This window comes from Cellulomonas edaphi (genome assembly GCF_030362815.1).
GTDB classification, from domain to species: Bacteria; Actinomycetota; Actinomycetes; order Actinomycetales; family Cellulomonadaceae; genus Cellulomonas; species Cellulomonas edaphi.
Map to the genome: position 1 here is coordinate 216149 of NZ_JAUCGR010000002.1, position 20988 is coordinate 237136.

A 20988-nucleotide genomic window follows, 5' to 3' on the forward strand; every position below is an offset into this window, starting at 1 on the left:
GCGCCTCACCGCAGCCAGTCGTCCGCCGTCCAGGCGCCGAGAGCGCCGTTCCGGCGCGAGTCGAGGTACGAGCCGATCACTGCCGCGCTCAGGTCGTCGACCTCGGGTGCCACGACGGTTCCGCCCACCCGCCGCGCCATCCCGTCGACGAACCGTGCGAGTCCGGGGTCGTCACCCAGCCGGAAGAACGTGGTGCGCGCGCCCAACCGGGCGGAGGCGTCGAGCTCGCGGACCGAGATCGCAATTGTCATCGGGTCGGGCGGGTAGTCGAAGTACACCTGGCCGTCCGGCTCGAGGTGGGACGTGGGCTCCCCGTCCGTGACGATCATCAGCACGGGCTGCGCGTTCGGGTGCTTGCGGAAGTGCCGGTTGGCCAGGAGCAGCGCGTGGTGCAGGTTGGTGCCCTTCTCCCACTTCGCGTCCAGCCCGACGAGCTCTTCGACGGGCATCACGGCCGCCGACCTGCCGAACCCGATCAGCTGTAGGTCGTCGCCCCGGAACCGGCTCGTGACCAGGGTGTGCAGTGCGAGCGTCGTGCGCTTCATCGGCACCCAGCGCCCCTCCATGGCCATCGAGAAGGACGTGTCCACGAGCAGCGCGACGCAGGCCTGCGTGCGGGCCTCGGTCTCCTGTACCTCGACGTCGCCGATCTCGATCGACACTGCCGGGCCCACGCCGCCGCCGGCAGCCGCACGCCGGGTCAGCGCGTTCGTCACGGTGCGGGTGACGTCCCACGGCTCGGTGTCGCCGAAGGCCCACTCGCGGGTGGCGCCCGAGAGCTCGCCCGCCGCACCGGACCGCCGTACCTCGTGGCCGCCCTGCCGGCCGGACATCGTCTCGGCGACGGCGCGCAGGATCTCCTTGCCGAGCTGTCGCATCGCCTTGGGGGTGAGCGCGAGCCGGCCGTCGGAGTCGCGCCGCAGCGCACCCGTGCTCCTGAGGTCGCGTTCGAGGCGTTGCAGCGTCCGCGCGTCGACGACCGCGTCGGCGCCCAGCTGGCGGGCGAGCTTGTCCAGGTCGAGGTCGTCGAGCTCCGAGCCCTGGTAGGACTGCGCAAGCTGGTCGGCGAGCGCGTCGAGGTCGGCGAGGTCCTGGAACACCCCGGTGCCGTCACCCAGGCCCAGCCCGTTCTCGCCGTCCATCCGCTCCGAACCCGACCAGTCCTCGCCCGGGCGCAGCGAGCGCAGGTGGTCGTCCATCTGCGCGAGAGCGTCCATCAGGTCGGGGGAACCGAACGCCTGCGAGGCCAGCTCGTCCAGCTCGCGGCGCTGCTCCGCCGTCATGGAGTTGCGCATGCGCTGGGCCGCGGCCGCGCGCTGGGCCAGCGAGTCGAGCAGCTCCTCCACGTTGCGCGGCTGCTCGGGGAAGTACTCGCCGTGCCGCGCCATGAAGTCGTCGAACTGCTGGTCGGTGTCCTCGCCGCGGCGGTGCGCGTCGAGCAGGGCGTTGAGGTCGCGCAGCATCTCCTGCAGGGCTGCTCGGTCCGTGTCGTCGGCATCGTGGAGCGCCTGCTTGATGCCCGCGAACCGCTGGTCGAGCAGCTCGCGGCCCAGCAGGTCCTTGATCTTCTCGAACTCGCGGCGCGCCTCGTCGCTGCGCCACGGGTACTGGTTGAGCTCGCTCACCGCGGCCGCCGGCGAGGCCGGCAGGTTGTCGAGCTGCATCTGCGCGAGGGCCCGGTCGCCCTCGTCCATCTGCACGTCGCGCGCGAGCTGCTTGCGTTCGGCCAGCACCGCGCGGTCGAGGAGCTCCTTGATCTCCTGCAGCGTCCCGTCGAGGTGGTGCCGGTTCGTCAGCTCGCGCCGGCGCTCGGCGACCCGCCGCGCCAGCTCGTCGAGCCCCGTCTGGTCCCTGCCGCCGCGGCGCAGGAACTCCCGCATGGCCGACTCGGCCGACGAGCCGGCCATCACGTCCTGACCGATGGCCTCGAGCGCCTCCGAGAGGTCGACGGGCGGCGCGAGAGGGTCCGGCCCGTCCACGTACGCGCTGTAGCGCGCGCGCCGGCTGAGGCGGCGGTTGGCTCTAGCCATCCGCGGTCCTAGCCATAGATCGTCTCGCCGTCGCCCGTCTCCTTGCTCAGCCGCCGCGACAGGTACAGGCCCTCGAGCGCGAGCTCGACGGCGCTGGCACGTTCGCCTTCGCTGCGGGCGCCGAGCCGCTCGGCGATCTGGTCGTAGAGCTCGGACTCGCCGAGGGGAGGCAGGGCGGCCAGCACGTCGCGCGCCGCGACCTGCTCACCGGTGCTGACCATGTGCCCGGCCGCGATGGCATCCACCAGCAGCCCCAGGTCGAGGCCGCCGAGGTGGGCACGCACGGTCTCGGCGGTCGCCAGCCGGAGCAGGTGCTCGAGGATCTCGTCCTCGCGGCCCTCCTCGCCGGACTCGAACTCGACCTTGCCGGCGAGCACGTCGACCGCGGTCTCGAGGTCCACCGGCCGTGCGACGGGCTCGGCCTCACCCTGCCGTGCAGCGCGGTGCAGAGCCGCCGCGGCGATGGTCTCGGCGCCCGCGATGCTGAACCGCGCACTCACGCCGCTGCGCTGGTCCACCGCGCTGGACTCGCGCAGGGCGCGCGTGAACCGCGCCAGGATCTCCACGAGGTGGTCGGGCACCTCGGCGACCAGCGCCGCCTCCTGGCGGACGACGGCGATCTCGTCGGCCAGCTCGACGGGGTAGTGCGTGCGGATCTCCGCGCCGAACCGGTCCTTGAGCGGCGTGATGATCCGACCGCGGTTGGTGTAGTCCTCGGGATTGGCGCTCGCGACGACGAGCACGTCGAGCGGCAGCCGCAGCACGTACCCGCGGATCTGGATGTCGCGCTCCTCCATCACGTTGAGCAGCGAGACCTGGATCCGCTCCGCGAGGTCGGGCAGCTCGTTGATCGCGACGATGCCTCGGTGGCTGCGGGGGACGAGGCCGAAGTGGATCGTCTCGGGGTCGCCCAGCGCGCGCCCCTCGGCGACCTTCATCGGGTCCACGTCGCCTACCAGGTCGGCGACGCTCGTGTCGGGCGTGGCCAGCTTCTCCACGTACCGCTCGTTGCGGTGCCGCCACACGACCGGCAGGTCGTCGCCCAGCTCTGCCGCCCGGCGGATGCTGGTGGACGTGATCGGCTCGTAGGGGTGCTCGCCGATCTCCGAGCCGTCGATCACGGGAGACCACTCGTCGAGCAGGCCGACGAGCGTGCGCAGCAGGCGCGTCTTGCCCTGCCCGCGCTCGCCCAGGAGCACGACGTCGTGCCCGGCCAGGAGCGCCCGCTCGAGCTGGGGGATCACCGTGGAGCCGAAGCCGTGCAGGCCTGGCCACGGATCGCGCCCCTCCCTCAGGGCGGCCAGGAGGTTGGTGCGGATCTCGGTACGGACGGTCGTGTGCACGTGCCCCGACTCGCGGAGCTCGCCGACGGTCGCGGCAGCTGGGTGCGTCATCCGTTCGAGCGTAACCCCGGGCCAGCGCGGATCACCCGGTCGGGATGGGCTACTTGTCCTTCTTCGGGCGCGGCGGGTGCTTCGCGCCGTGGCCCTTGCCGTTGTTGGCGCCCTTGCCCTTGGTGCTGGGCTGGGCTGGGGTGGGGGCCTTCACGGCGGGACCGGAGGTCTTGGTCGTCGTCGGAGGCGGTGCGGTGGCGGCGCCGGTGGCCTTCGCATTCGCTGAAGCCTTTGCCCTGGCCTGGGCCGTCGCCTCGGCCCTCGCGGTCGCCTTCGCCTTCGCGACGACGGCGGCCCGGGCCCGGGCGGTGGCGACCTCCGCCGCCACGCGGTCGAGCGCCGCGTCGATCCGGTGGTACCTGGCCGGCGAGACGTCGCCCGCGTCGAGAGCGGCGTCGAGCTCGGCCCGCGCGGCGGCGAGGCCCGCTCCGACCGCGTCCCACTTCTCGGCCGCGGCGGCCGTGGAGACCGCGAGGACATCCTGCTGCAGGGCGTGCGCACGGTCGCCCTCGAGGTCCGTCTGCCCGCCGCAGGCACCCAGCACCAGGACGCAGGCCACGAGGCCGCCGACCAGAGTGGGCCGCCTCACGGCGTCACGCTCTGCTGCAGGGTCGTGAGCGCGCGACCCAGGTCGCCCTCGACGGCAGGGTAGTGGGGGGCGGCCGGCGGCGTGCCGCCCGAACCACCGGCACCCAGAGCCGCCACGACGCCTCCCGCCAGCAGCACGGCCGCGGCACCCGCGGCCGCCCAGCGGCGCCGCATCGACCGGGGCACGCGGTGCGCGGCGGTGGCGGACTCGTCCGCAGTCGGCAGGTCGAGCCGCTCGGTGACGGCGGCCGGGACGGCAGCGGTCGGAGCCGACGAGCCGGGAGCGTCGAGCAGTCGGCTCAGCTCGCTCGCGACGACGGCGGCCGTGGGGCGGTCGTCGGGCTCGCGCGCGGTCATCTGCGACAGGAGCCGCGCGAGCTCCGGCGGGAGTCCGTCCGGGATCGTGGGAAGCGTGGTCAGCCGGGCGGCCGCCGACTCGGCGAGGGTGCCCGTGAACACGGACTGCCCCGACACGCACTCGATGAGGACCAGCCCGAGCGAGTAGATGTCCGTGGGCGGTCCGAGCGGGGCGCCGGTGACCTGCTCCGGGCTGAGGTAGCGCAGGGTGCCGAGCGTGACTCCCGTCATCGTCAGGCGCGTGGCGTCGGCGATCCGTGCGATCCCGAAGTCGGCGACCTTGACCACGAGCTCGCCGTCGAGCTCACTGGTCAGCATGTTGCCGGGCTTGATGTCGCGGTGGACGATCCGCTGCTCGTGCACGATCGCGAGCGCGTCGGCGATCTGCCGTCCCACGTCGACCATGCGGCCCACCGGCATCGGGTCTGCGGTGAGGCGCTCGGCGAGGGTGGGCCCGTCCACCAGCTCCATCACCAGGTAGAGCTCCTGGGTGCCGTCCCCGCGGGGCTCGGAGCCGGCGTCGTACAGCGTCACGAGCCCCGGATGGCTCAGGGTGGCCAGGGCGTGCACCTCGGCCGAGTGGCGGAGCAGCAGGTCGGCGTCGTCGGCGACCGACGGGAAGAGCTTGATCGCGACGTCGCGATCGAGCACCAGGTCGTGCGCGCGATGGACGGTGGCCATGCCGCCGCGCCCGATGACCCCGTCGAGCCGGTACCGCCCGGCAAGCACGCGCGCGCCCTCGACGGGGGCGTCGCTCGGGCGGATCGCCGGTGCACCGGACATGTCTGCCGACGCTAGGTCCTCGCTGGGAACCGCGCACGCCGAGGGCGGGTGATCCGGCTCCGCCGCGCGGTGGGCGCCCGCGGCGGGTACTAGTACCAAGGTCCGATGGTGCGGCAGACCGGCGGCGCGAGAGAAATGACTCGTCAGCACAACGACGATCGAGGAGTCATCATGAAGCGCCTGCTCATCTTCACCGGGGCCCTGCTCCTGGCGGTCGTTCCCGCGGCCGCCGGACTGTCCGGCAACCCGAGCCTGCGGCCGTCCGTCCCCGTGGTCGCGCCCAGCCAGGCGTCGCCGAGCGAGGACGCCGGCGGCGAGACCGACCGCGACCAGCGCACCGAACCCGGCGACGACCGGGACACGCCCGCGCCCACGTCGTCGCCCAGCGCGTCGGCCACTCCGAGGGCGACGCCCTCGCCCCGCGCGACGGCCGACGACCACGGCGGCCGGGCCGACCGGGACGACCGCACCGAGGCGGGCGACGACCGCGTCCGGAACGGAGGCTCGACGCCGACGTCGACCGCGACGCACCACGCGGACGACGACTCGGGTCACCACGGGACCCGGAGCGGGTCGGACGACGCCTCCGACCACAGGTCCGGCAGGGGCTCCGACGACGCGGCGAGCCACGACAGCGACGACGATCACAGCGGGCGCGGCGACGACGACGGCAGCGGCCACGACACCAACGACGACCACGGCGGGCGCGGCGACGACGACGGCAGCGGCCACGACAGCGGTGACGACCACGGCGGACATGGCAGCGACGACTGACGCCACACCCGACGGTCCATCGGCCGGGAGCACGCCGCCTGCACCTAGTGTGGGCGCCGTGCTCCCGGCCGACGACCGCAACGATCCCGCGTGGGTCGTCCTCGGGCGTGGCCCGGGTGGCATCGACGACGCGCAGGACGCACCACGGACATGGCGCGTGTTCGGCCAGCTCGTCGCGGCGGCGGTGATCGTGCTGGTGGTCGTCGCCTTCCTCGGGCTCGCGGCGAGCCGTCGGATCGCCGAGCAGGAGTCGGTCAACGACGCGGCGCGGCGCACGGACCTCGTGGCCGACGCCATCGTGGGGCCCGTGCTCCAGGACGGCCTGCTGTCGCAGGAGCCGCAGGCCGTCGCGGCGCTCGACTCCGCCGTCCGCGCCGGCGTGCTGGGGGACGCCATCGTCCGCGTCAAGGTGTGGGACGCCGACGGGACCATCGTCTACTCCGACGAGCCGCGCCTCGGCGGGCGACGGTTCCCGCTCGGGGCGGACGAGCGCGAGGCGCTCGAGCACCCCAGCACCGAGGCCGAGGTCAGCGACCTCAGCGCCCCGGAGAACGTGTACGAGCGCGGCCAGGGCAAGCTGCTCGAGGTCTACCGTCCGGTGTGGACCCCCGGCGGCACGCCCCTGCTGTTCGAGACCTACAGCCGCTACGACGTCGTGACCGACCGCTCCGGCGCCCTGTGGCGCGGCTTCGCCGGCATCACGCTGACCAGCCTCCTGCTGTTCGTCGTGCTCATGCTGCCCGTGCTGTGGACGCTCGTGGATCGCCTGCGCCGCGCGCAGCGGTCGCGCGAGATCCTGCTCCAGCGCGCGGTGGAGGCGTCCGACGAGGAGCGGCGCCGGATCGCGGCCACGCTGCACGACGGGGTCGTCCAGGAGCTCGCCGGCTCCTCCTTCGTCCTGGCGGGCGCGGCCGACCAGGCGGAGCGCTCGAGCGCTCCCGAGCTCGCCGTCCCGCTCCGCGAGGCTGCGGCGACGGTGCGCGCGAGCATCAAGGGCCTGCGCACGCTGCTGGTCGACATCTACCCCGCGAGCCTGGCGACGGCGGGCCTCGGCGCAGCGTTGACCGACCTGGTGGGCGGGCTCGCCGCCAGGGGGGTCGCGGTCCGGCTCGAGCTTCCTGACGGCGGCGTGCCGCACGCGTCCGACGAGCAGGACCGTCTCGTCTACCGCGTCGCGCAGGAGACCCTGCGCAATGCCGTCGCGCACGCCCACGCGTCCCTGGTGGTCGTGAGGCTGGACCACGTGGACGACGCTCTGGTGCTGACCGTCGAGGACGACGGTGTGGGCTTCGACGTCGCCGAGGCGCTGGCGGCCCCGCCCGAGGGACACTTCGGCCTACGGCTGCTGGGCGACCTCGCGGCGTCGTCGGGCGCGCGCCTCGAGGTGAGCTCGTCGCGTGGGCAGGGGTGCCGGTGGCGACTCACCGCGCGAGAGACGGAGGGGACGCGTGCCTGACGACGAGATCACCGTGCTGCTCGCCGACGACCACCACCTCGTCCGCTCCGGCCTGACCTCGCTGGTCGACAGCGCGAGCGGGCTGCGGGTGATCGGCCAGGCGGGCGACGGCGCCGAGGCCGTGGCCCTGGCGGCCGGGCTGCAGCCCGACGTCATCCTCATGGACCTCTCGATGCCGGTGCTCGACGGGGTCGAGGCGACGCGACGCATCGTGGCGGCCCAGCCGGACGTCGCCGTCGTGGTGCTCACCTCCTTCTCGGACACGGCGCGGGTCGACGAGGCGCTCTCGGCGGGGGCGATCGGCTACCTCCTCAAGGACTGCGAGCCCAGCGACCTCGTCGCCGCCGTCCGCTCGGCCGCGCGTGGTCACGCTCCGCTCGACCCGCGGGTGGCCAGAGCGCTCCTGCCCGCCCGCACCACGTCGCCCGTCGACGGTCTCAGCGCCCGCGAGCGCCAGGTGCTGGACCTGCTGGCGCAGGGGATGGCGAACAAGCAGATCGCCCGGTCGCTCGGCATCGCCGAGCGCACCGTCAAGGTGCACGTGGGCCACGTGTTCCGGCACCTCGGGGTCGCGGATCGCACCAGTGCCGCCCTGTGGGCCAAGGAGCACCTGGCGGCCGAGCTGCGGCCCGGATCGCGCACCCGTCCCGGGAGCGAGGGATGAGCACGGCTCGGTCGCGCGGCTGGTCCGGCCCCACGCCCGCGGAGGTCGTGGTGGTGGGGGTGCACGCCGGCCAGGACGCGCGCGTCGTCGACTCCGCGGCGGACCTCGCGGCCCGGCTGGGCGCCGGGCTGGTGGCCGTGTGGGTGGACCCGGGCCACATGGTCGTGGGGCGCGAGGCGGACGGCACGCTCGACCTGACGCCCGTCGATCCCGACGACGACGACGTCCTCGGCCAGATCGAGGCCGCCGACGAGCTCGCCGAGCGGATCGGCCGGCACCTGGCGGGCGCCGGCACCACGTGGCGGTTCGTGTACGCGGCCGGCGAGGTCGCGTCCGAGCTCGCGCGCGTGAGTGCGCAGCACCCGACCGTGTACGTCGTCGTCGGGTCGCGGCGTCCCGGCCTCACGGGCTGGGTGAACGAGGCGATCGGCGGCTCGGTGGCCGGGCGTCTCGCGCACACCCAGCCGGTCCCGGTGGTCGTCGTCCCCCTGGCGCCGAGCCGATGACGGCCCGGCACCACATGAACCCGGCGCTCGTCGCGATCGTCGCGGCCGGAGGAGCGGTGGGCAGCGCGGCCCGCTACGGGGTGAGCCACGCGCTGCCCGCCCAGCACGGCCTGCCCGTGGGCACGCTCGTCGAGAACCTGCTCGGTGCGTTCCTGCTGGGCGCCCTGCTCGAGGCGCTCCTGCGCAAGGGACCGGAGGACGACCGACGGCGCAGGCTCCGGCTCGGACTGGGCACCGGCGTGCTCGGCGGATTCACTACGTACTCGGCGCTCGCCCTCGAGGTCGAGCGGCTCTGGAGCGGCGGTGACGTCCCGCTCGCGGTCGGCTACGGGCTCGGCACTGTCGTGCTCGGGTTCGTGACGGCGACGCTGGGTGTCGTGGTGGGTGCGCGGCGTGCCGCGGGGCGCGCCGCTCCCGACGGAGGAGCCGAGTGATCGTCCTGCTGGTGAGCCTGCTGGGCGGGCTCGGCGCGGCGACCAGGTTCGTCGTCGACGGCTGGATCCGGAGCCGGACCACGGGCGGGCTGCCCGTCGCGACCATGGCGATCAACGTCACCGGCTCGCTGCTCATCGGCTTCCTCGCCGGCGGCCTCGCGTCCGGTGCGCTCGATCCCGACGCGTACGTCGTCGCGGCGACCGGCTTCTGCGGCGGCTACACCACCTTCTCCACGGCGAGCATGGAGACCGTCCGACTCGCACAGGAGGGCGCCTACCGCCGCGCCCTGGTGGCCGGGCTCGGCACCCTGCTGCTGACGGTGCTCGCGGCGGCGGCCGGCGTGGGCGTCGCGACCGCGCTCCTCTAACCTGCGGCAAGGGACCCGACGAACCGGAGGTGGGCCGATGGATGCGGCGCTCGTGCTGGCGATCGGCGTGGTCGCCGTCGTCGCGGTCAACGCCTGGGCCCGGCGCGTCGGGGTCGCGGCGCCGCTGATCCTCGTGGCGGTCGGCGTCGCGGTGAGCTTCCTGCCGTTCGTCGCGCCGGTCGAGATCGAGCCCGAGTGGATCCTCGCGGGCGTGCTGCCACCGCTGCTCTACTCGGCGGCCGTGTCCATGCCGACCATGGACTTCCGGCGGGACTTCGGCACGATCGGCGGCCTGTCGGTCACGCTCGTCGTCCTGACGTCCGTCGCGCTCGGCTACTTCTTCGCCTGGGTCATCCCCGACATCGGCCTCGCCACCGGCATCGCGCTCGGGGCGGTCGTCAGTCCCACCGACGCGGTCGCCACGTCGATCGTCAGACGTCTGGGCGTCCCGCCACGGGTGGTGACCGTGCTCGAGGGAGAGAGCCTGCTCAACGACGCGTCCGCGCTAGTGATCCTGCGCTCGGCCATCGCCGCGACGGCGGCGAGCGTGTCGCTCTGGGGAGTCGCCGGCGACTTCCTCGCGTCGATCGCGATCGCGGTGGTCGTCGGCGCGGTCGTCGGGGTGCTGAACCTGCGGATCCGCGCCGCCCTGCACGACGCCCCGGCATCGACGGCCATCTCGTTCATCACGCCGTTCGTCGCGTTCGCCCCCGCCGAGCACCTCGGCGCGAGCGGGTTGGTGGCGGCCGTCACGGCGGGCCTCATCACCGGGCAGGGGTCGGCGAGGTACCTGCGCGCGCAGGACAGGCTGTCGGAGCGCACCAACTGGGCGACGGTGGAGGTGCTGCTCGAGGGCGCCGTCTTCCTCACGATGGGCCTGCAGCTGTTCGGCTTCGTCGACGAGGTGCGGGCGGAGCACGACTCCGTCTGGAGCGCGGTCTGGCTCGGTGCCGCGGCCGTCGCGATCGCCCTGGTGCTGCGGACCGGCTACGTGGGCACCATCCTGTGGGCCGGCCGGCGCCGCTCCCGCCGGGATCCCGACGAGCTGCGGGCGCGCGTCGCTCAGGGCGAAGAGCTCTTCCGCCGCCAGGACGAGCATCCCGAGCTGCAGCGGGGCCGGTCCGACCCCGAGCGCCTCGCGCGGAGGCGGGAGACGTGGATGCGGCGGGTCACCGTGCGCCTCGCGGACCTCGACTACCTCTCCGCCCAGCCCTTGCGCCGGCGCGAGGGAGCGGTGCTGGTGTGGGCCGGGATGCGGGGGGCGGTCACCGTGGCCGCGGCCCAGTCGCTCCCGGTGGGCACGCCCCAGCGCTCCCTGCTCATCCTCGTCGCCTTCGTCGCCGCGGGTGGGAGCCTGCTCGTCCAGGGCGGCAGCCTCTCGTGGGTGGTGCGGCGCCTCGGGCTGGGCGGGCACGACCAGGGTGACGAGGAGGAGCGTGCGCGCCTGCTCGCGGCGATGGCAGAGGCATCGATCGCCGTCGTGGACGACCCGGGGCTGCGGCGGCCGGACGGCTCGGCCTACACCCCGCAGGTGCTGGCGTTGACGCGCAAACGGGCGGTGTTCGAGCAGGACGAGGACAAGCGCGAGCAGAGCCGCCAGTTCAGCGACGAGGTGCACGACCTGTCGCTGCAGATCATCGCGGCCCAGCGCGACGTCCTGCTGGAGGCGCGCGCGCTCGGCACGTTCAGCTCGGCGGCACTCACCTCGGCGCTCGGGGTGCTCGATGCGGACCAGATCCGCATCGAGCTCAAGGGCGGGGGAGGCGAGTAGCTCACGCCTGGTCGAGCGTCGCCCGGGGGCGTACCTCGAGCGTGACGGCGGCATCGGCGCCGAGCAGGGTGCGGGCGCCCACGGGCACCGGTACCCGGACGCGCCAGCTGCGCGGTGCGGGCTCCTCGTCGGACAGCGGCACGTCCCGCGCCGGGTCGGGCGCCCAGTCACGGATCGCGCTCGGCAGCGTCGAGCCCCACACGCCCCACGTGGCCGGCTTGCCGTCCGCTCCCTGGCCGATGTCCACGACCAGCACGTCCGCCCAGTCCGCGGTCTGCTCGAGGTGGTCCACGAACGACAGCAGCCCGCGCTTCTTGCGCAGCGACAGCAGGGACAGGCGCAGCACGTGCCGCATCGTCGCGGCGCGCGCGCCCGTGGCGTCGGTCGGCCGCGTGGCGTCCGACGCGAGGTAGGTGTGGACCAGCGGGACGGGGGTGCCCACCGAGTCCCCGACCGGGCGCCGCTCGATCTGGATGGGGCACAGGTGCGCGGCGCTCTGCTCGTGCAGGGTCACGGGCAGCCCGCGGATCGAGAGCGCCGCGTCGAGCTGCCAGATGGTGTCGTCGTCGGGCGCGCCCTGGATGTCGAGGCCCGTCAGGCTCGCCACCACCTCGAGGTCACCGAACAGGAACCGGCGCAGGTTCTGGTAGCCCTCCTCGGAGTTGACGATCCCGTACCGACCCGAGTGGCTGCGATGCACGAACGCTCGCGGGGTGTCGCGCACGTAGGCGTTGTCGATCTGCACCAGCCCGTCGCTCCGCGCGCCCACCGCCTTGGCGGACAGACCCTTCGCCACGTCGTAGTCGTCGGAGTCGGTGCCCACGAGGCAGAAGAGACGGTCGTGCGGGAAGCCACCCGCCGGCATGACGGTTGCGTCGAACGCACCGTCCGGCACCGCGACCGTGGTCGGTGTCAGGTACTCCTTCATCCGCGCGGGGCCGAAGATGTCCGCGCCCTGCAGCCCCGTCGCGTCCCGGAGCTTCTCCAGGAGCCCGAAGCCGATCGCGAACTCGATGCCACCGTGCGGCGTGGCGTACGTGAAGACGCGGTCGACGAGCGCCGAGGCTGAGTCGAGCGCACCGCCGATCGCCGGGTGGTCCGGGATCGCCTGTTGCAGCAGGGAACGCACCACGAGGCCGCCCATCGAGTGTGCGACGAGGAAGACGCGAGGCGCGCCCGTCTGCTTGCGCACCAGGAGCACGAGGTCGAGCAGCGACCGCGCGGCCGCCTCGATCGAGAACGCGTTCGGGTCCTTGGTGAGCAGCGGTGCGAACTCGTCGTAGAAGCGGTGCACCCAGATGGACGCCGCCGGGACCGACCCGGCGTCCTGGTCGGCGAGGTAGGCGGACTGGTTGCCATGCACCAGCAGCTGGTAGCCCTGGTCGCCCATGAGCCGTAGCAGCGGGCTCTCGAACTGGTGGAAGGCCGGGCGGTCGGCGCCGTCGACGCGGACCTGCACCGAGCCCTCGTTGAATCCGTAGAACGGGTCACCGACCGCGTTGTCGATGCCCGCTGGACCGCCGGCGAAGCCGCGCACGTAGATGACGGGAAGCCTGCCGTCGCCGGGATACGCCACCGTGGTCTCCTCGCGTCGCTGCGGGCGCCCGCGGGTGGCCGACGCCGTCGTGGACCAGGATCCTCGTCGGCGCCTTCAGATACCACGGTCGCGGCGCACGGGCCCGTGCGGCCCGTGCGCCGCACCGATCACCTGGCGCGGACCGCCACGGATGCCGAGGCCTGCCGCTGCAGGTGGCTCGTCGCCTGGGAGACCACGCGGTAGGAGCCCGACTTCTTGACCTTCACCGAGGTCGCCCAGCGGCCGTTCGTGCCGACCTTCGCCGCCTTGACGTCCTTCCAGCTGCTCGTGCCCTTGGCCTTGAACTGCACGACGACCTTGGTGCCCCGGGGTGCGGCGCGCCACTTGTACGCGACCTTCGCGGTCGCCTTCTGGTAGGTGACCGTGCCGTTGAGGCGAATCGCGTGGCCCTTGGCCACCGCGGTGGCCGACGCGTGCGGCGTGGTGGTGCGCACGTCGCTCTGGATGAACCCGGTGGCCCGCACGGTGAAGTCGGCGTCGACGTCCAGCGCGTCGTTGAGCGCGTAGCGGTAGGCGACGACCTGCGCGCTCACCTTGCACGCGCCGGAGGTCACGTAGTGGCCGATCGTCGTGGTGGTGGAGCGGTTGGTGGTGAACGACATCGGGATCGTGGTGGTGCCCGACCCCGCGCGCGCGGCGGACGTCTGCTGCCACGTGCAGCTGTTCGCACCCGTGATGCGGATGGTCGCGTACCACTTCACGGGCAGCACGCCGTAGTCGTGCCCGTTCAGCACGTCGTGGGCCGCGGCGGGAGTGTGCACCTTGAGCGTGATCCAGTGCTTGTCGCCCACCTTGCCGAGGCGGTTCTTCACGTCGTGGACGATGAGCTTGGCGCTCACGCCCTGCGAGGTCGCCCGCGTGGTGTGGGTGGTCGCGTCGGCGGTGGCAGCGGCCAGCCCGAGGCCGAGAGCTGCGGCGATCGAGGCGGCGACGATGCGTGCGGGTGTGCGCATGAGGTGGTATCTCCCCTGGTGACGTGCGTGGACAGAAGGGTGTCTACCAGGTCGAGCGCGACGAATGTGCCTCAGGCACGCGTGACGAGACGTTTCGGACGAAAGTCAGCCGCTGACCGGGTGAACGGAGCCACCCGTGATGCGCACCAGCTCGTCGAACGTGGTGGGGAACACCGTGTGGGGCGTGCCCGCCGCGGCCCAGATCCGTGCGTGCTCGGCCAGCGCCTCGTCGACCACCGTCTCCAGGGGGCTCGGGTGCCCGACGGGGGCGACGCCGCCGATCGCCTGCCCCGTGGACGCGCGCACCTGCTCGGGCGTCGCGCGATCGATCGACGTGCGGCCGAGCCGCCGCGCGAGGCCCAAGGTGTCCACCCGGTGCCGCCCGCTGGTCATGACCAGCAGCGGGCGCCCGTCCGACCAGAACACGAGGCTGTTGGCGATGGCCCCGACCTCGCAGCCGAGCGCGGCGGCGGCCATCGCGGCCGTCGCGGCCGACTCCGGCAGGCTCACCACCGCACCACGGACGCCTGCGCTGGTCAGCGCGTCGGCGACCAGCTGCGTGCGGGGCGGAAGGGGCGTGGTCTCGGTCACGAGCCGATCATGCCCGACCGCCCGCGCCTGCGGGGCTGAAGTCGCACGTTCGGCAGGTCGGGCGCGGGGATCCGCACGCCGTCGTGCCCCGCCACCTCCCCGAACCGGTCGGCGTGGTCCGCCGACGACCACGCCTCGCGTGCGGCGGCGATGTCGGCGTGCGTGCGACCGACGAAGTTCCACCACATCACGAGGTCGTGCTCGAACCGCGCGCCGCCGAGCAGCAGCACCCGGGCACCGGCCTGCGTGCCGACGTCGAGCTCGTCGCGGCCGTCGCCCAGGTACAGCACGGGGCCCGGGCCCACATCCACCCCCGCGACGCGCGCCGAGCCCTCGAGCACGAGCACGGCGTGCTCGAAGGTCGGGTCGAGCGGCACGCGACCCTCCGCCGCGGCCTCGAGCGCCAGGTCGGCGCCGACGAGCGCCGTGTGGACGCGTGCGGGGGAGCGCAGGCCGTCGATCTCGCCGATGAACACCGTGGCGGCGACGCCGGGCGCGCGCCACACCGGCAGGTCGGTCACCTGCTCGAAGGCGGGAGGGCCGTCGGCCGCGCCGTCGGGGAGCGCGAGCCACAGCTGAACGGCGTGCAGGAGCGGCTCCGACCCGACCGAGAACTCCGAGTGCGAGACGCTGTGGCCCGCCGTCATGAGGTTGAGCTGGCCAGGGCGCACGAGCACGTCCGAGCCGAGGCTGTCGCGATGGCGGATCTCGCCGGCCACGGGCCACGTGACGGTCTGCAGCCCGGTGTGCGGGTGCGGCAGGACCCGCATGTCCACGTGCTGCGGGCCGAACTCGTCGAGGAAGCACCACGCCCCCACCATGGGCAGCTCCCGCTGCGGGAGCGTGCGGCGCACCTGCATGGCGCGCAGCCCACCGAGCGGGACCTCGCGCGGCTCGTACAGCTCCGTGACGGGGCCGGTGACCCCGTGCGCCCCGCACAGCTCCGGGGCCGGCCGTGCCTCGAGGTTCGTCATGGGACCACTCTGCCTGACGTCCGCCGTCGTGGGGCCCACCGGCGGACCTCACGCACCGGGCGGCCCGCGCGTCTGCACACTGTGAGGGTGGATCAGCCGTTCGAGCGCGTGGTGCAGCAGCACGGGGCGACCGTCCTTCGCGTGTGCCGTGCTGTCCTGGGCCCGGCCGACGCGGACGACGCCTGGCAGGAGACGTTCCTGGCGGCGCTGCGCGCGTGGCCCGACCTGGACCCGCGCGCGAACGTGCAGGCGTGGCTCGTGACGATCGCGCACCGCAAGGCGGTGGACGTGGTGCGTCGCGCGCAGCGGCACGCGGTCCCCGTCGCGGAGGTGCCCGACGTGGTCGCCGCGCCGGACGGCCGGGACCTGGACCTGTGGGCGGCGCTGGCCGGGCTGCCGCACAAGCAGCGGCACGCCGTGGCGCTGCACCATCTCGGGGGACTGCCCTACGACGAGGTCGCTGGGGTGCTCGGCGGGACGGCCGCGGCCGCGCGTCGGGCGGGTGCCGACGGGGTGGCCGCGCTGCGACGCACCTACGGCGCAACCAGCCCGGGCTCGACGGCAGCGCCGGAGCTCGCCGCGCCCCGCACGGCAGTGCCCCGAGCTGCTGTGCCCCGAGCTGCTGTGCCCCGAGCTGAGGTGCCCCGAGCCGCGAGGGCCGCCACGACGAACGAGGGAGTGGGCGCATGAGCACGCTGGCCGCACCGATCGATGAGAGCGACCTGGCCCGCCTGCACGCCGGCCTCGTGGCCCGCGCGGCCGCCGCCGACCTGGTGGACGTCGCCTACCGCACGCACGACGGCCCGCTGGGACCGCTGCTGCTGGCCGCCACCCCCGCGGGGCTGGTCCGCGTCGCCTTCACCGTGCAGGACCACGACCGGGTGCTGGCCGACCTGTCCGCCCGGATCAGCCCGCGCGTGCTCGCGGCGCCGGCGCGGCTCGACGAGGTGGCGCGGCAGCTGGACGAGTACTTCGCCGGGCGGCGGCGAACGTTCGACGTGCCCGTCGACCTGAGGCTGCTCGGCGGCTTCCGGCGCAGCGTGGTGGAGCACCTGAGCGCGATCGGGTACGGCCGCACCGCGAGCTACGCGGAGATGGCGCAGGCCGCGGGCAGTCCGCGCGCGGTGCGGGCGGTGGGCACGGCGTGCGCCCTCAACCCGGTGCCGGTGGTGCTGCCGTGCCACCGTGTGGTGCGTTCCGACGGCTCTCCCGGGCAGTACGCCGGGGGAGCAGACGCGAAGCTGGCTCTCCTCGACCTCGAGACACGTGTGGGAGCGGCGGCGTAGCGTCGTCGGCATGTGCCGGAACATCACCACGCTGCGCGGCCTGGAGCCGCACGCCACCGATGAGGAGATCACGGCCGCCGCGCGCCAGTACGTGCGCAAGGTGACCGGGGTCCAGCAGCTCACCGACCGGACGAGGGAGCCCTTCGAGGCCGCCGTCGCCCAGATCGCCGAGATCACGGCGCGCCTGCTCGACGAGCTCCCCGAGCGTCGTCAGCCGCCCACCACCGAGCCGCCGCTGCGCCGTCTGGCCCGGACGCGTGACGACGAGCACGACCGCCCGCACGATCACGAGCATGACCACCACGATCACGAGCATGACCACGACCACCCGCACAGCCACGAGCACCCCCACACCCACGAGCACCCGCACACGCACGAGCACGAGCCGGTGCGCGTCTGACGCCCTCGGTGTCAGGACTCGGTCAGCGGCCAGCCGACCAGCCGCGGGATCCCGGCGGGCGCGACGGCGGCCAGCGCCAGGAACCGAGCCTCGGCGCGGTGCAGCCGGATGTGCTCGTCGAGAGACCACGTGGGCCCGTTGGTGAGCTCCATGCCGCAGGCGCAGGCGATCGTCACCCGACCGTCGGCCGTCGTCTCCACGCGCCCGACGGTGGTGTGGTCGGTCGCGGCACGCACCTTGGCGTGTCGCATCTCGGCACTGACCGCGGGCTGCCCCTCGTGCCCGTCGTCGGGCGCGTCCGGCTGCCGGGTCTGATCGCTCACCACGGCATTCTCGTCCATCCGGAGCCGCCCGGTCGCAGGCCGCGCGGAGAGCCGGTCGGTAGCGCTCGGTGCTGGCTCAGCGCTCGGTGTTGACGGTCTCGTCGACCAGCTGGTCGAGCTCGAAGGACTCGTCCCACGTGCCGCCGCCGAGGCTGGGCATCATCTGACGCAGGCGCGGCTGCCACTCGGAGGCGCGCTCGGGGAAGCACCGCTCGAGCAGGTCCAGCATGGTCGCGACGGCCGTCGAGGCACCGGGCGAGGCGCCGAGCAGCCCGCTGATCGTGCCGTCCGCAGACGTGACGAGCTCGGTGCCGAACTCGAGCGCGCCACCCCTGCCCTTGACCTTCTTGATCACCTGCACGCGCTGGCCCGCCGTGATGAGCTCCCAGTCCCGCGGGTGGGCGGTGGGCATGAACGCGCGCAGCGTGCGCAGGCGGTCCGTCTCCGACGCCGTGACCTCACCGATCAGGTACTTCACCAGGCTGGTGTTCTTCAGGCCGACCGCGATCATCGGCACGATGTTGCCGGGTCGGATGGACCGGACGAGGTCGAACCACGAGCCGTGCTTGAGGAACTTCATGCTCCAGCCGGCGTAGGGACCGAACAGCAGCGCCGTCTCGCCGTCGACCACGCGGGTGTCGAGGTGCGGCACCGACATGGGCGGCGCACCGATGTCGGCCTTGCCGTACACCTTGGCCTGGTGCTGCGCGACGACCTCCGGGTTGGTGGTGCGCAGGAACTGCCCGCTGATGGGGAACCCGCCGAAGCCCTTGGCCTCGGGGATCCCGGAGCGCTGGAGCAGACGCAGCGCGCCCCCGCCGGCGCCGATGAAGACGAACCGCGCCGTCAGGGTGCGCGCGCGCCGGTGGCCGTTCCAGCGCCGGTCACGCACCGTGACGCGCCAGGTGCCGTCCTTGCGCTGCTTGAGCTTGGTGACCTCGCTCTCGAGGCGCAGGCGCGCGCCGCGCGCAACGCTGTCGGCCACCATGGAGGACGCGAGCGCCCCGAAGTCGACGTCGGTGCCGGCGGCAGCACGCGTCGCGGCGATGGGCTGCTCGGGGTCACGGTCGGCGACGAGCAGCGGTGCCCACTCGGCGATCTGCTCCGGGTCGGTGCTGAACTCGAGGTCGGAGAAGAGGGGGTGCTTGCGCAGGGTCTCGAAGCGGCGGCGCAGGTAGTCGACGTTCTCCTCGCCGCGCACGAACGTCATGTGCGGGGTGGTCGACAGGAAGCCGGTGCCGCCGGGCAGGCGGTCGTGCGTGGCGAGGTGGTGCCACAGCTCGCGCGACAGCTCGAACTGCTCGTTGATCGTCACGGCCTTGGTGATGTCGATCGAGCCGTCCGGGCGCTCGGGCGTGTAGTTGAGCTCGCAGAGCGCGGCGTGACCCGTTCCCGCGTTGTTCCACGCGTTCGAGCTCTCCTGCGCCAGCCCGTCACGGACCTCGAGGATCTCGATCGACCAGGTCGGCTCGAGCTCGGTGATGAGCGACGCCAGGGTGGCGCTCATGATGCCGCCCCCCACGAGGAGGACGTCCACGTCTGCTGACACCTGCTCTGCGCGCTCGGCCACGTCTCGATCGTATGTTGACGTCGAGAATCTCTACGACGAGGCAAGTGTGAGATTCGTCTCGTCGTCATCCGGACGAGGGTGCGGCGCCGGCGTGGCGACGGTAGAACGGGCTCATGAGCCGTGACCTGACGTCCGACCCCGCTGCCGAGCACCTCGCGCAGGCCATCCCGAGCGAGCCGGAGCTGGAGGCCGCGGACGCCCGTGCCGGGGGAGACGCCACGCGCGCGCCGCGCTCCCTCACCGCGACCGAGCTCGAGGCGGACGACGAGGCCATCGCCAGCAGCGACGACTGGGACGACCCGGACCGCCTCTGAGCTCAGGCCGCCGGCACGGGCCCTGGACCGCGCCGGGCTCGGTGGTTGCCAGGCTCAGTGCAGGTTGCGCGCGCGCAGGCTCCGGAGCAGCTCGAACCCGTCTTCGCCCTGCACCACGGCGATGCCGCCGCGCATGGCGGCCCGCTCAGCTGCGACGGACTCGTGGGTCGGCGCGGTCAGGCCGTGCGCCAGGACGTGCTCGCCGTAGGTGAGCTGGCGCAGCAGGATCGAGCGCACGTGGTCGGGGAACTGTCGCGCCGCTCCCGCGTAGATCTCGGGGTCGTGCTGCCCGTCGTCGCCGACGAGGACCCACTGGATGTCGGGGAGCTCGGTCATGAGGCGCCGCAGCTGCGTGACCTTGTGCCGGGGCCCGGAGCGGAACCATCCCGTGTTCGTCGGACCCCAGTCGGTGAGCAGCATGGGACCTGCGGGGAAGCCGTGACGGCGCAGGAAGCGCCCGATCGCCGGGGCAGCGTTCCACGCGCCCGTGGACAGGTAGACCACCGGGATCCGGGGGTCCTGCGCCCGCAGCGCTGCGTACAGGTCCGCCATGCCGGGCACGGGCTCACGGGCGGCCTCGTGCCGCACGAACACGTTCCACGCGGCGACGAACAGGCGAGGCAGGCGCGTGACCATCACGGTGTCGTCGATGTCGCTCACCAGCCCGATGCGCACGTCGGGGTCGATGACGTGCACGGGCGCGACGACGGTGCTCCCGTCGGCCCCGGCGAGCGTGATCTCGTGCCAGCCCGGCGGGAGGTCCGCCTCCAGCAGGACGTCGAGGTAGCCGCCGCGGTCGGTGACCACGTGGTGCGTCCGGTCGCCCACGCGCACCTCGAGGGGCGCGCCGGCCACCTGCGCCGTCGCGAAGCTGCGCCAGCCGCGCACCGCGCTGGCCGCGGCCGAGCCCGCCTGCGCGCTGCCGCCCGCGCCGGGAAGGTCTGCGGCGCGGACGGTCGGCGCCGCGAGCAGTGTCCGCGCCAGGACGCGGACCCAGCCCGGCGCGCCGTACCCGGCGTAGGGCTCGATGCGGACGGTCCACCCTCGCCGCCGGAGCCGCGCGGCGAGCCGGCGGTCGAACGCGTCCTCAAGCCGGGCACCGACGTGCAGCTGGGGCGCCGCGCCGGGGTGCGACGAGCCCGGGCGGACCACGCCGGGCCGCGCGGCCCGCAGCACGGGACGACCATGCTGCGGGCCGGCGGGGGAGCTGCCGGCGGGGAAGGTCACTCCTTGCGGGCAGCCGCGCGGGCGGCACCCTTCTCCGTGGTCGCGTTCTCCGTGCTCAGGGAGCCGCCGGCCGACTCCAGGTGCGCGCGCACGAACCAGTGGAACAGCTCGAGCTCGTGCAGGTGCCCGATGAGCAGGTCGTTCGTGACGTCGTCCAGCTCCTCGACGTCCTTGGCAGCCTTGCGGTGGTCCTCGATGACGCCCACGTACACCTCGTCGAGCGCACCCAGGTGCGCGATCGCGCTCGCGCGGCCGATCGAGTAGTCGTCCCACGTCCGGGTCGCGACGAGCGCGCCGGGCGTGCCCACCGGGGCGACGCCGAGGGTGGCGATCCGCTCGGCGATCGCGTCGACCATGAGCCGTACCGCGTCGACCTGCGGGTCGATCATCTCGTGCACCGCGATGAAGTGCGGGCCGACCACGTTCCAGTGGATGTGCTTGAGGGTCAGTGCGAGGTCGTTGAGCGCGACCAGCCGGGTCTGCAGGACGGCAGCGACCTGGGCGCCGTCTTCGGGGGTGAGCGACGGGACGGTGAACGTGGGCAGGTCCTTGCGTGCCATGGTGACTCCTCCGTGCTGGTGTCCGGGCATGCTCCCGGTCGAGCGAGATGCGAGGTCAACGCTGCCTC

General features: G+C 73.6%; 23 protein-coding genes. 11 read left to right on the forward strand and 12 right to left on the reverse strand.

The window, feature by feature from the left end; translation table 11 throughout:
* Positions 1–5 precede the first annotated feature (5 nt).
* From QRT05_RS07225 to QRT05_RS07240, 4 genes are read right to left on the reverse strand one after another with little or no spacing between them, the layout of a single operon-like run.
* Positions 6–2030 carry a vWA domain-containing protein gene (locus tag QRT05_RS07225; RefSeq protein WP_289446388.1) on the reverse strand — a complete coding sequence of 675 codons (2025 nt, stop codon included), beginning with the start codon at positions 2028–2030 and terminating at the stop codon, positions 6–8.
* Positions 2031–2038: 8 nt separating this feature from the next.
* Entirely contained in the window at positions 2039–3424 is a 1386-nt protein-coding gene (locus QRT05_RS07230) for a sigma 54-interacting transcriptional regulator (RefSeq protein WP_289446389.1), read from the reverse strand.
* 49 nt (positions 3425–3473) lie between these two features.
* The gene (locus QRT05_RS07235) at positions 3474–4013 is read right to left on the reverse strand and encodes a hypothetical protein (protein WP_289446391.1); all 540 of its coding nucleotides are present in this window, start codon (positions 4011–4013) and stop codon (positions 3474–3476) included.
* Positions 4010–5152, reverse strand: coding sequence for a serine/threonine-protein kinase (locus tag QRT05_RS07240; protein ID WP_289446393.1), 1143 nt, complete (start codon positions 5150–5152; stop codon positions 4010–4012). Before QRT05_RS07240 ends, QRT05_RS07235 begins: the two co-directional genes overlap by 4 nt.
* Positions 5153–5323: 171 nt before the next feature.
* Between QRT05_RS07240 and QRT05_RS07245 the strand changes: the two genes are divergently transcribed.
* The 7 genes from QRT05_RS07245 to QRT05_RS07275 are packed head-to-tail and all read left to right on the forward strand — an operon-like array spanning position 5324 to position 11125.
* Positions 5324–5926: a hypothetical protein gene (locus QRT05_RS07245; RefSeq protein WP_289446395.1), complete on the forward strand. Its 603-nt coding sequence runs from the start codon at positions 5324–5326 to the stop codon at positions 5924–5926.
* 58 nt (positions 5927–5984) lie between these two features.
* Positions 5985–7382 (forward strand): sensor histidine kinase, encoded by a 1398-nt coding sequence (locus QRT05_RS07250; protein ID WP_289446396.1) that lies wholly within the window; start codon positions 5985–5987, stop codon positions 7380–7382.
* Positions 7375–8046: a response regulator gene (locus tag QRT05_RS07255; protein ID WP_289446397.1), complete on the forward strand. Its 672-nt coding sequence runs from the start codon at positions 7375–7377 to the stop codon at positions 8044–8046. The genes QRT05_RS07250 and QRT05_RS07255 overlap by 8 nt, the downstream gene beginning before the upstream one ends.
* Entirely contained in the window at positions 8043–8552 is a 510-nt protein-coding gene (locus QRT05_RS07260; RefSeq protein ID WP_289446399.1) for a universal stress protein, read from the forward strand. Before QRT05_RS07255 ends, QRT05_RS07260 begins: the two co-directional genes overlap by 4 nt.
* Complete coding sequence (locus QRT05_RS07265) at positions 8549–8986, forward strand: FluC/FEX family fluoride channel (protein ID WP_289446400.1); 438 nt, start codon at positions 8549–8551, stop codon at positions 8984–8986. Before QRT05_RS07260 ends, QRT05_RS07265 begins: the two co-directional genes overlap by 4 nt.
* Entirely contained in the window at positions 8983–9354 is a 372-nt protein-coding gene (gene crcB / locus QRT05_RS07270) for a fluoride efflux transporter CrcB (RefSeq protein ID WP_289446401.1), read from the forward strand. The genes QRT05_RS07265 and crcB overlap by 4 nt, the downstream gene beginning before the upstream one ends.
* A 37-nt stretch (positions 9355–9391) precedes the next feature.
* Complete coding sequence (locus QRT05_RS07275; RefSeq protein WP_289446402.1) at positions 9392–11125, forward strand: cation:proton antiporter; 1734 nt, start codon at positions 9392–9394, stop codon at positions 11123–11125.
* Between the two features lies 1 nt (position 11126).
* Here QRT05_RS07275 and QRT05_RS07280 read toward each other — a convergent pair whose 3' ends face one another.
* From QRT05_RS07280 to QRT05_RS07295, 4 genes are all read right to left on the reverse strand, one after another.
* Positions 11127–12701, reverse strand: coding sequence for a lipase family protein (locus tag QRT05_RS07280; protein ID WP_289446404.1), 1575 nt, complete (start codon positions 12699–12701; stop codon positions 11127–11129).
* 128 nt (positions 12702–12829) lie between these two features.
* Complete coding sequence (locus QRT05_RS07285) at positions 12830–13675, reverse strand: hypothetical protein (RefSeq protein ID WP_289446406.1); 846 nt, start codon at positions 13673–13675, stop codon at positions 12830–12832.
* A 105-nt stretch (positions 13676–13780) separates the two neighbouring features.
* Positions 13781–14266, reverse strand: coding sequence for a YbaK/EbsC family protein (locus tag QRT05_RS07290; RefSeq protein ID WP_289446408.1), 486 nt, complete (start codon positions 14264–14266; stop codon positions 13781–13783).
* Positions 14263–15240 (reverse strand): pirin family protein, encoded by a 978-nt coding sequence (locus QRT05_RS07295; RefSeq protein WP_289446409.1) that lies wholly within the window; start codon positions 15238–15240, stop codon positions 14263–14265. The genes QRT05_RS07290 and QRT05_RS07295 overlap by 4 nt, the downstream gene beginning before the upstream one ends.
* 87 nt (positions 15241–15327) lie before the next feature.
* Between QRT05_RS07295 and QRT05_RS07300 the strand changes: the two genes are divergently transcribed.
* From QRT05_RS07300 to QRT05_RS07310, 3 genes are read left to right on the forward strand one after another with little or no spacing between them, the layout of a single operon-like run.
* Complete coding sequence (locus QRT05_RS07300) at positions 15328–15930, forward strand: RNA polymerase sigma factor (protein ID WP_289446410.1); 603 nt, start codon at positions 15328–15330, stop codon at positions 15928–15930.
* Positions 15927–16526, forward strand: a complete 600-nt coding sequence (locus tag QRT05_RS07305) for a methylated-DNA--[protein]-cysteine S-methyltransferase (protein ID WP_289446412.1) — start codon at positions 15927–15929, stop codon at positions 16524–16526. The genes QRT05_RS07300 and QRT05_RS07305 overlap by 4 nt, the downstream gene beginning before the upstream one ends.
* Before the next feature lie 10 nt (positions 16527–16536).
* Positions 16537–16926: a DUF2277 domain-containing protein gene (locus QRT05_RS07310; protein ID WP_289446413.1), complete on the forward strand. Its 390-nt coding sequence runs from the start codon at positions 16537–16539 to the stop codon at positions 16924–16926.
* An 11-nt stretch (positions 16927–16937) separates the two neighbouring features.
* On the opposite strand, the gene QRT05_RS07315 is transcribed toward QRT05_RS07310, so the two are convergent.
* On the reverse strand, positions 16938–17177 hold the full coding sequence (locus tag QRT05_RS07315) for a hypothetical protein (protein ID WP_289447377.1): 240 nt from the start codon (positions 17175–17177) through the stop codon (positions 16938–16940).
* Positions 17178–17325: 148 nt separating this feature from the next.
* The gene (gene mqo, locus QRT05_RS07320) at positions 17326–18819 is read right to left on the reverse strand and encodes a malate dehydrogenase (quinone) (protein WP_289446415.1); all 1494 of its coding nucleotides are present in this window, start codon (positions 18817–18819) and stop codon (positions 17326–17328) included.
* Positions 18820–18932: 113 nt separating this feature from the next.
* Between mqo and QRT05_RS07325 the strand changes: the two genes are divergently transcribed.
* The gene (locus QRT05_RS07325; RefSeq protein WP_289446416.1) at positions 18933–19133 is read left to right on the forward strand and encodes a hypothetical protein; all 201 of its coding nucleotides are present in this window, start codon (positions 18933–18935) and stop codon (positions 19131–19133) included.
* A gap of 54 nt (positions 19134–19187) precedes the next feature.
* Here the strand turns inward: QRT05_RS07325 and QRT05_RS07330 are convergent, their stop codons facing one another.
* Both QRT05_RS07330 and QRT05_RS07335 read right to left on the reverse strand, forming a co-directional pair.
* Positions 19188–20309 carry an App1 family protein gene (locus QRT05_RS07330; protein WP_326522636.1) on the reverse strand — a complete coding sequence of 374 codons (1122 nt, stop codon included), beginning with the start codon at positions 20307–20309 and terminating at the stop codon, positions 19188–19190.
* A gap of 47 nt (positions 20310–20356) precedes the next feature.
* On the reverse strand, positions 20357–20920 hold the full coding sequence (locus QRT05_RS07335; RefSeq protein WP_289446418.1) for a Dps family protein: 564 nt from the start codon (positions 20918–20920) through the stop codon (positions 20357–20359).
* Positions 20921–20988 lie beyond the last annotated feature (68 nt).

Excerpts from the sequence above, each read along its gene's own strand:
- QRT05_RS07225 (WP_289446388.1), bottom strand. The coding sequence starts at position 2,030 with ATGGCTAGAGCCAACCGCCGCCTCAGCCGGCGCGCGCGCTACAGCGCG.
- QRT05_RS07230 (WP_289446389.1), bottom strand. The coding sequence starts at position 3,424 with ATGACGCACCCAGCTGCCGCGACCGTCGGCGAGCTCCGCGAGTCGGGG.
- QRT05_RS07240 (WP_289446393.1), bottom strand. The coding sequence starts at position 5,152 with ATGTCCGGTGCACCGGCGATCCGCCCGAGCGACGCCCCCGTCGAGGGC.
- QRT05_RS07245 (WP_289446395.1), top strand. The coding sequence starts at position 5,324 with ATGAAGCGCCTGCTCATCTTCACCGGGGCCCTGCTCCTGGCGGTCGTT.
- QRT05_RS07260 (WP_289446399.1), top strand. The coding sequence starts at position 8,043 with ATGAGCACGGCTCGGTCGCGCGGCTGGTCCGGCCCCACGCCCGCGGAG.
- QRT05_RS07265 (WP_289446400.1), top strand. The coding sequence starts at position 8,549 with ATGACGGCCCGGCACCACATGAACCCGGCGCTCGTCGCGATCGTCGCG.
- QRT05_RS07275 (WP_289446402.1), top strand. The coding sequence starts at position 9,392 with ATGGATGCGGCGCTCGTGCTGGCGATCGGCGTGGTCGCCGTCGTCGCG.
- QRT05_RS07285 (WP_289446406.1), bottom strand. The coding sequence starts at position 13,675 with ATGCGCACACCCGCACGCATCGTCGCCGCCTCGATCGCCGCAGCTCTC.
- QRT05_RS07295 (WP_289446409.1), bottom strand. The coding sequence starts at position 15,240 with ATGACGAACCTCGAGGCACGGCCGGCCCCGGAGCTGTGCGGGGCGCAC.
- QRT05_RS07305 (WP_289446412.1), top strand. The coding sequence starts at position 15,927 with ATGAGCACGCTGGCCGCACCGATCGATGAGAGCGACCTGGCCCGCCTG.
- QRT05_RS07310 (WP_289446413.1), top strand. The coding sequence starts at position 16,537 with ATGTGCCGGAACATCACCACGCTGCGCGGCCTGGAGCCGCACGCCACC.
- QRT05_RS07315 (WP_289447377.1), bottom strand. The coding sequence starts at position 17,177 with ATGCGACACGCCAAGGTGCGTGCCGCGACCGACCACACCACCGTCGGG.
- QRT05_RS07325 (WP_289446416.1), top strand. The coding sequence starts at position 18,933 with ATGAGCCGTGACCTGACGTCCGACCCCGCTGCCGAGCACCTCGCGCAG.
- QRT05_RS07335 (WP_289446418.1), bottom strand. The coding sequence starts at position 20,920 with ATGGCACGCAAGGACCTGCCCACGTTCACCGTCCCGTCGCTCACCCCC.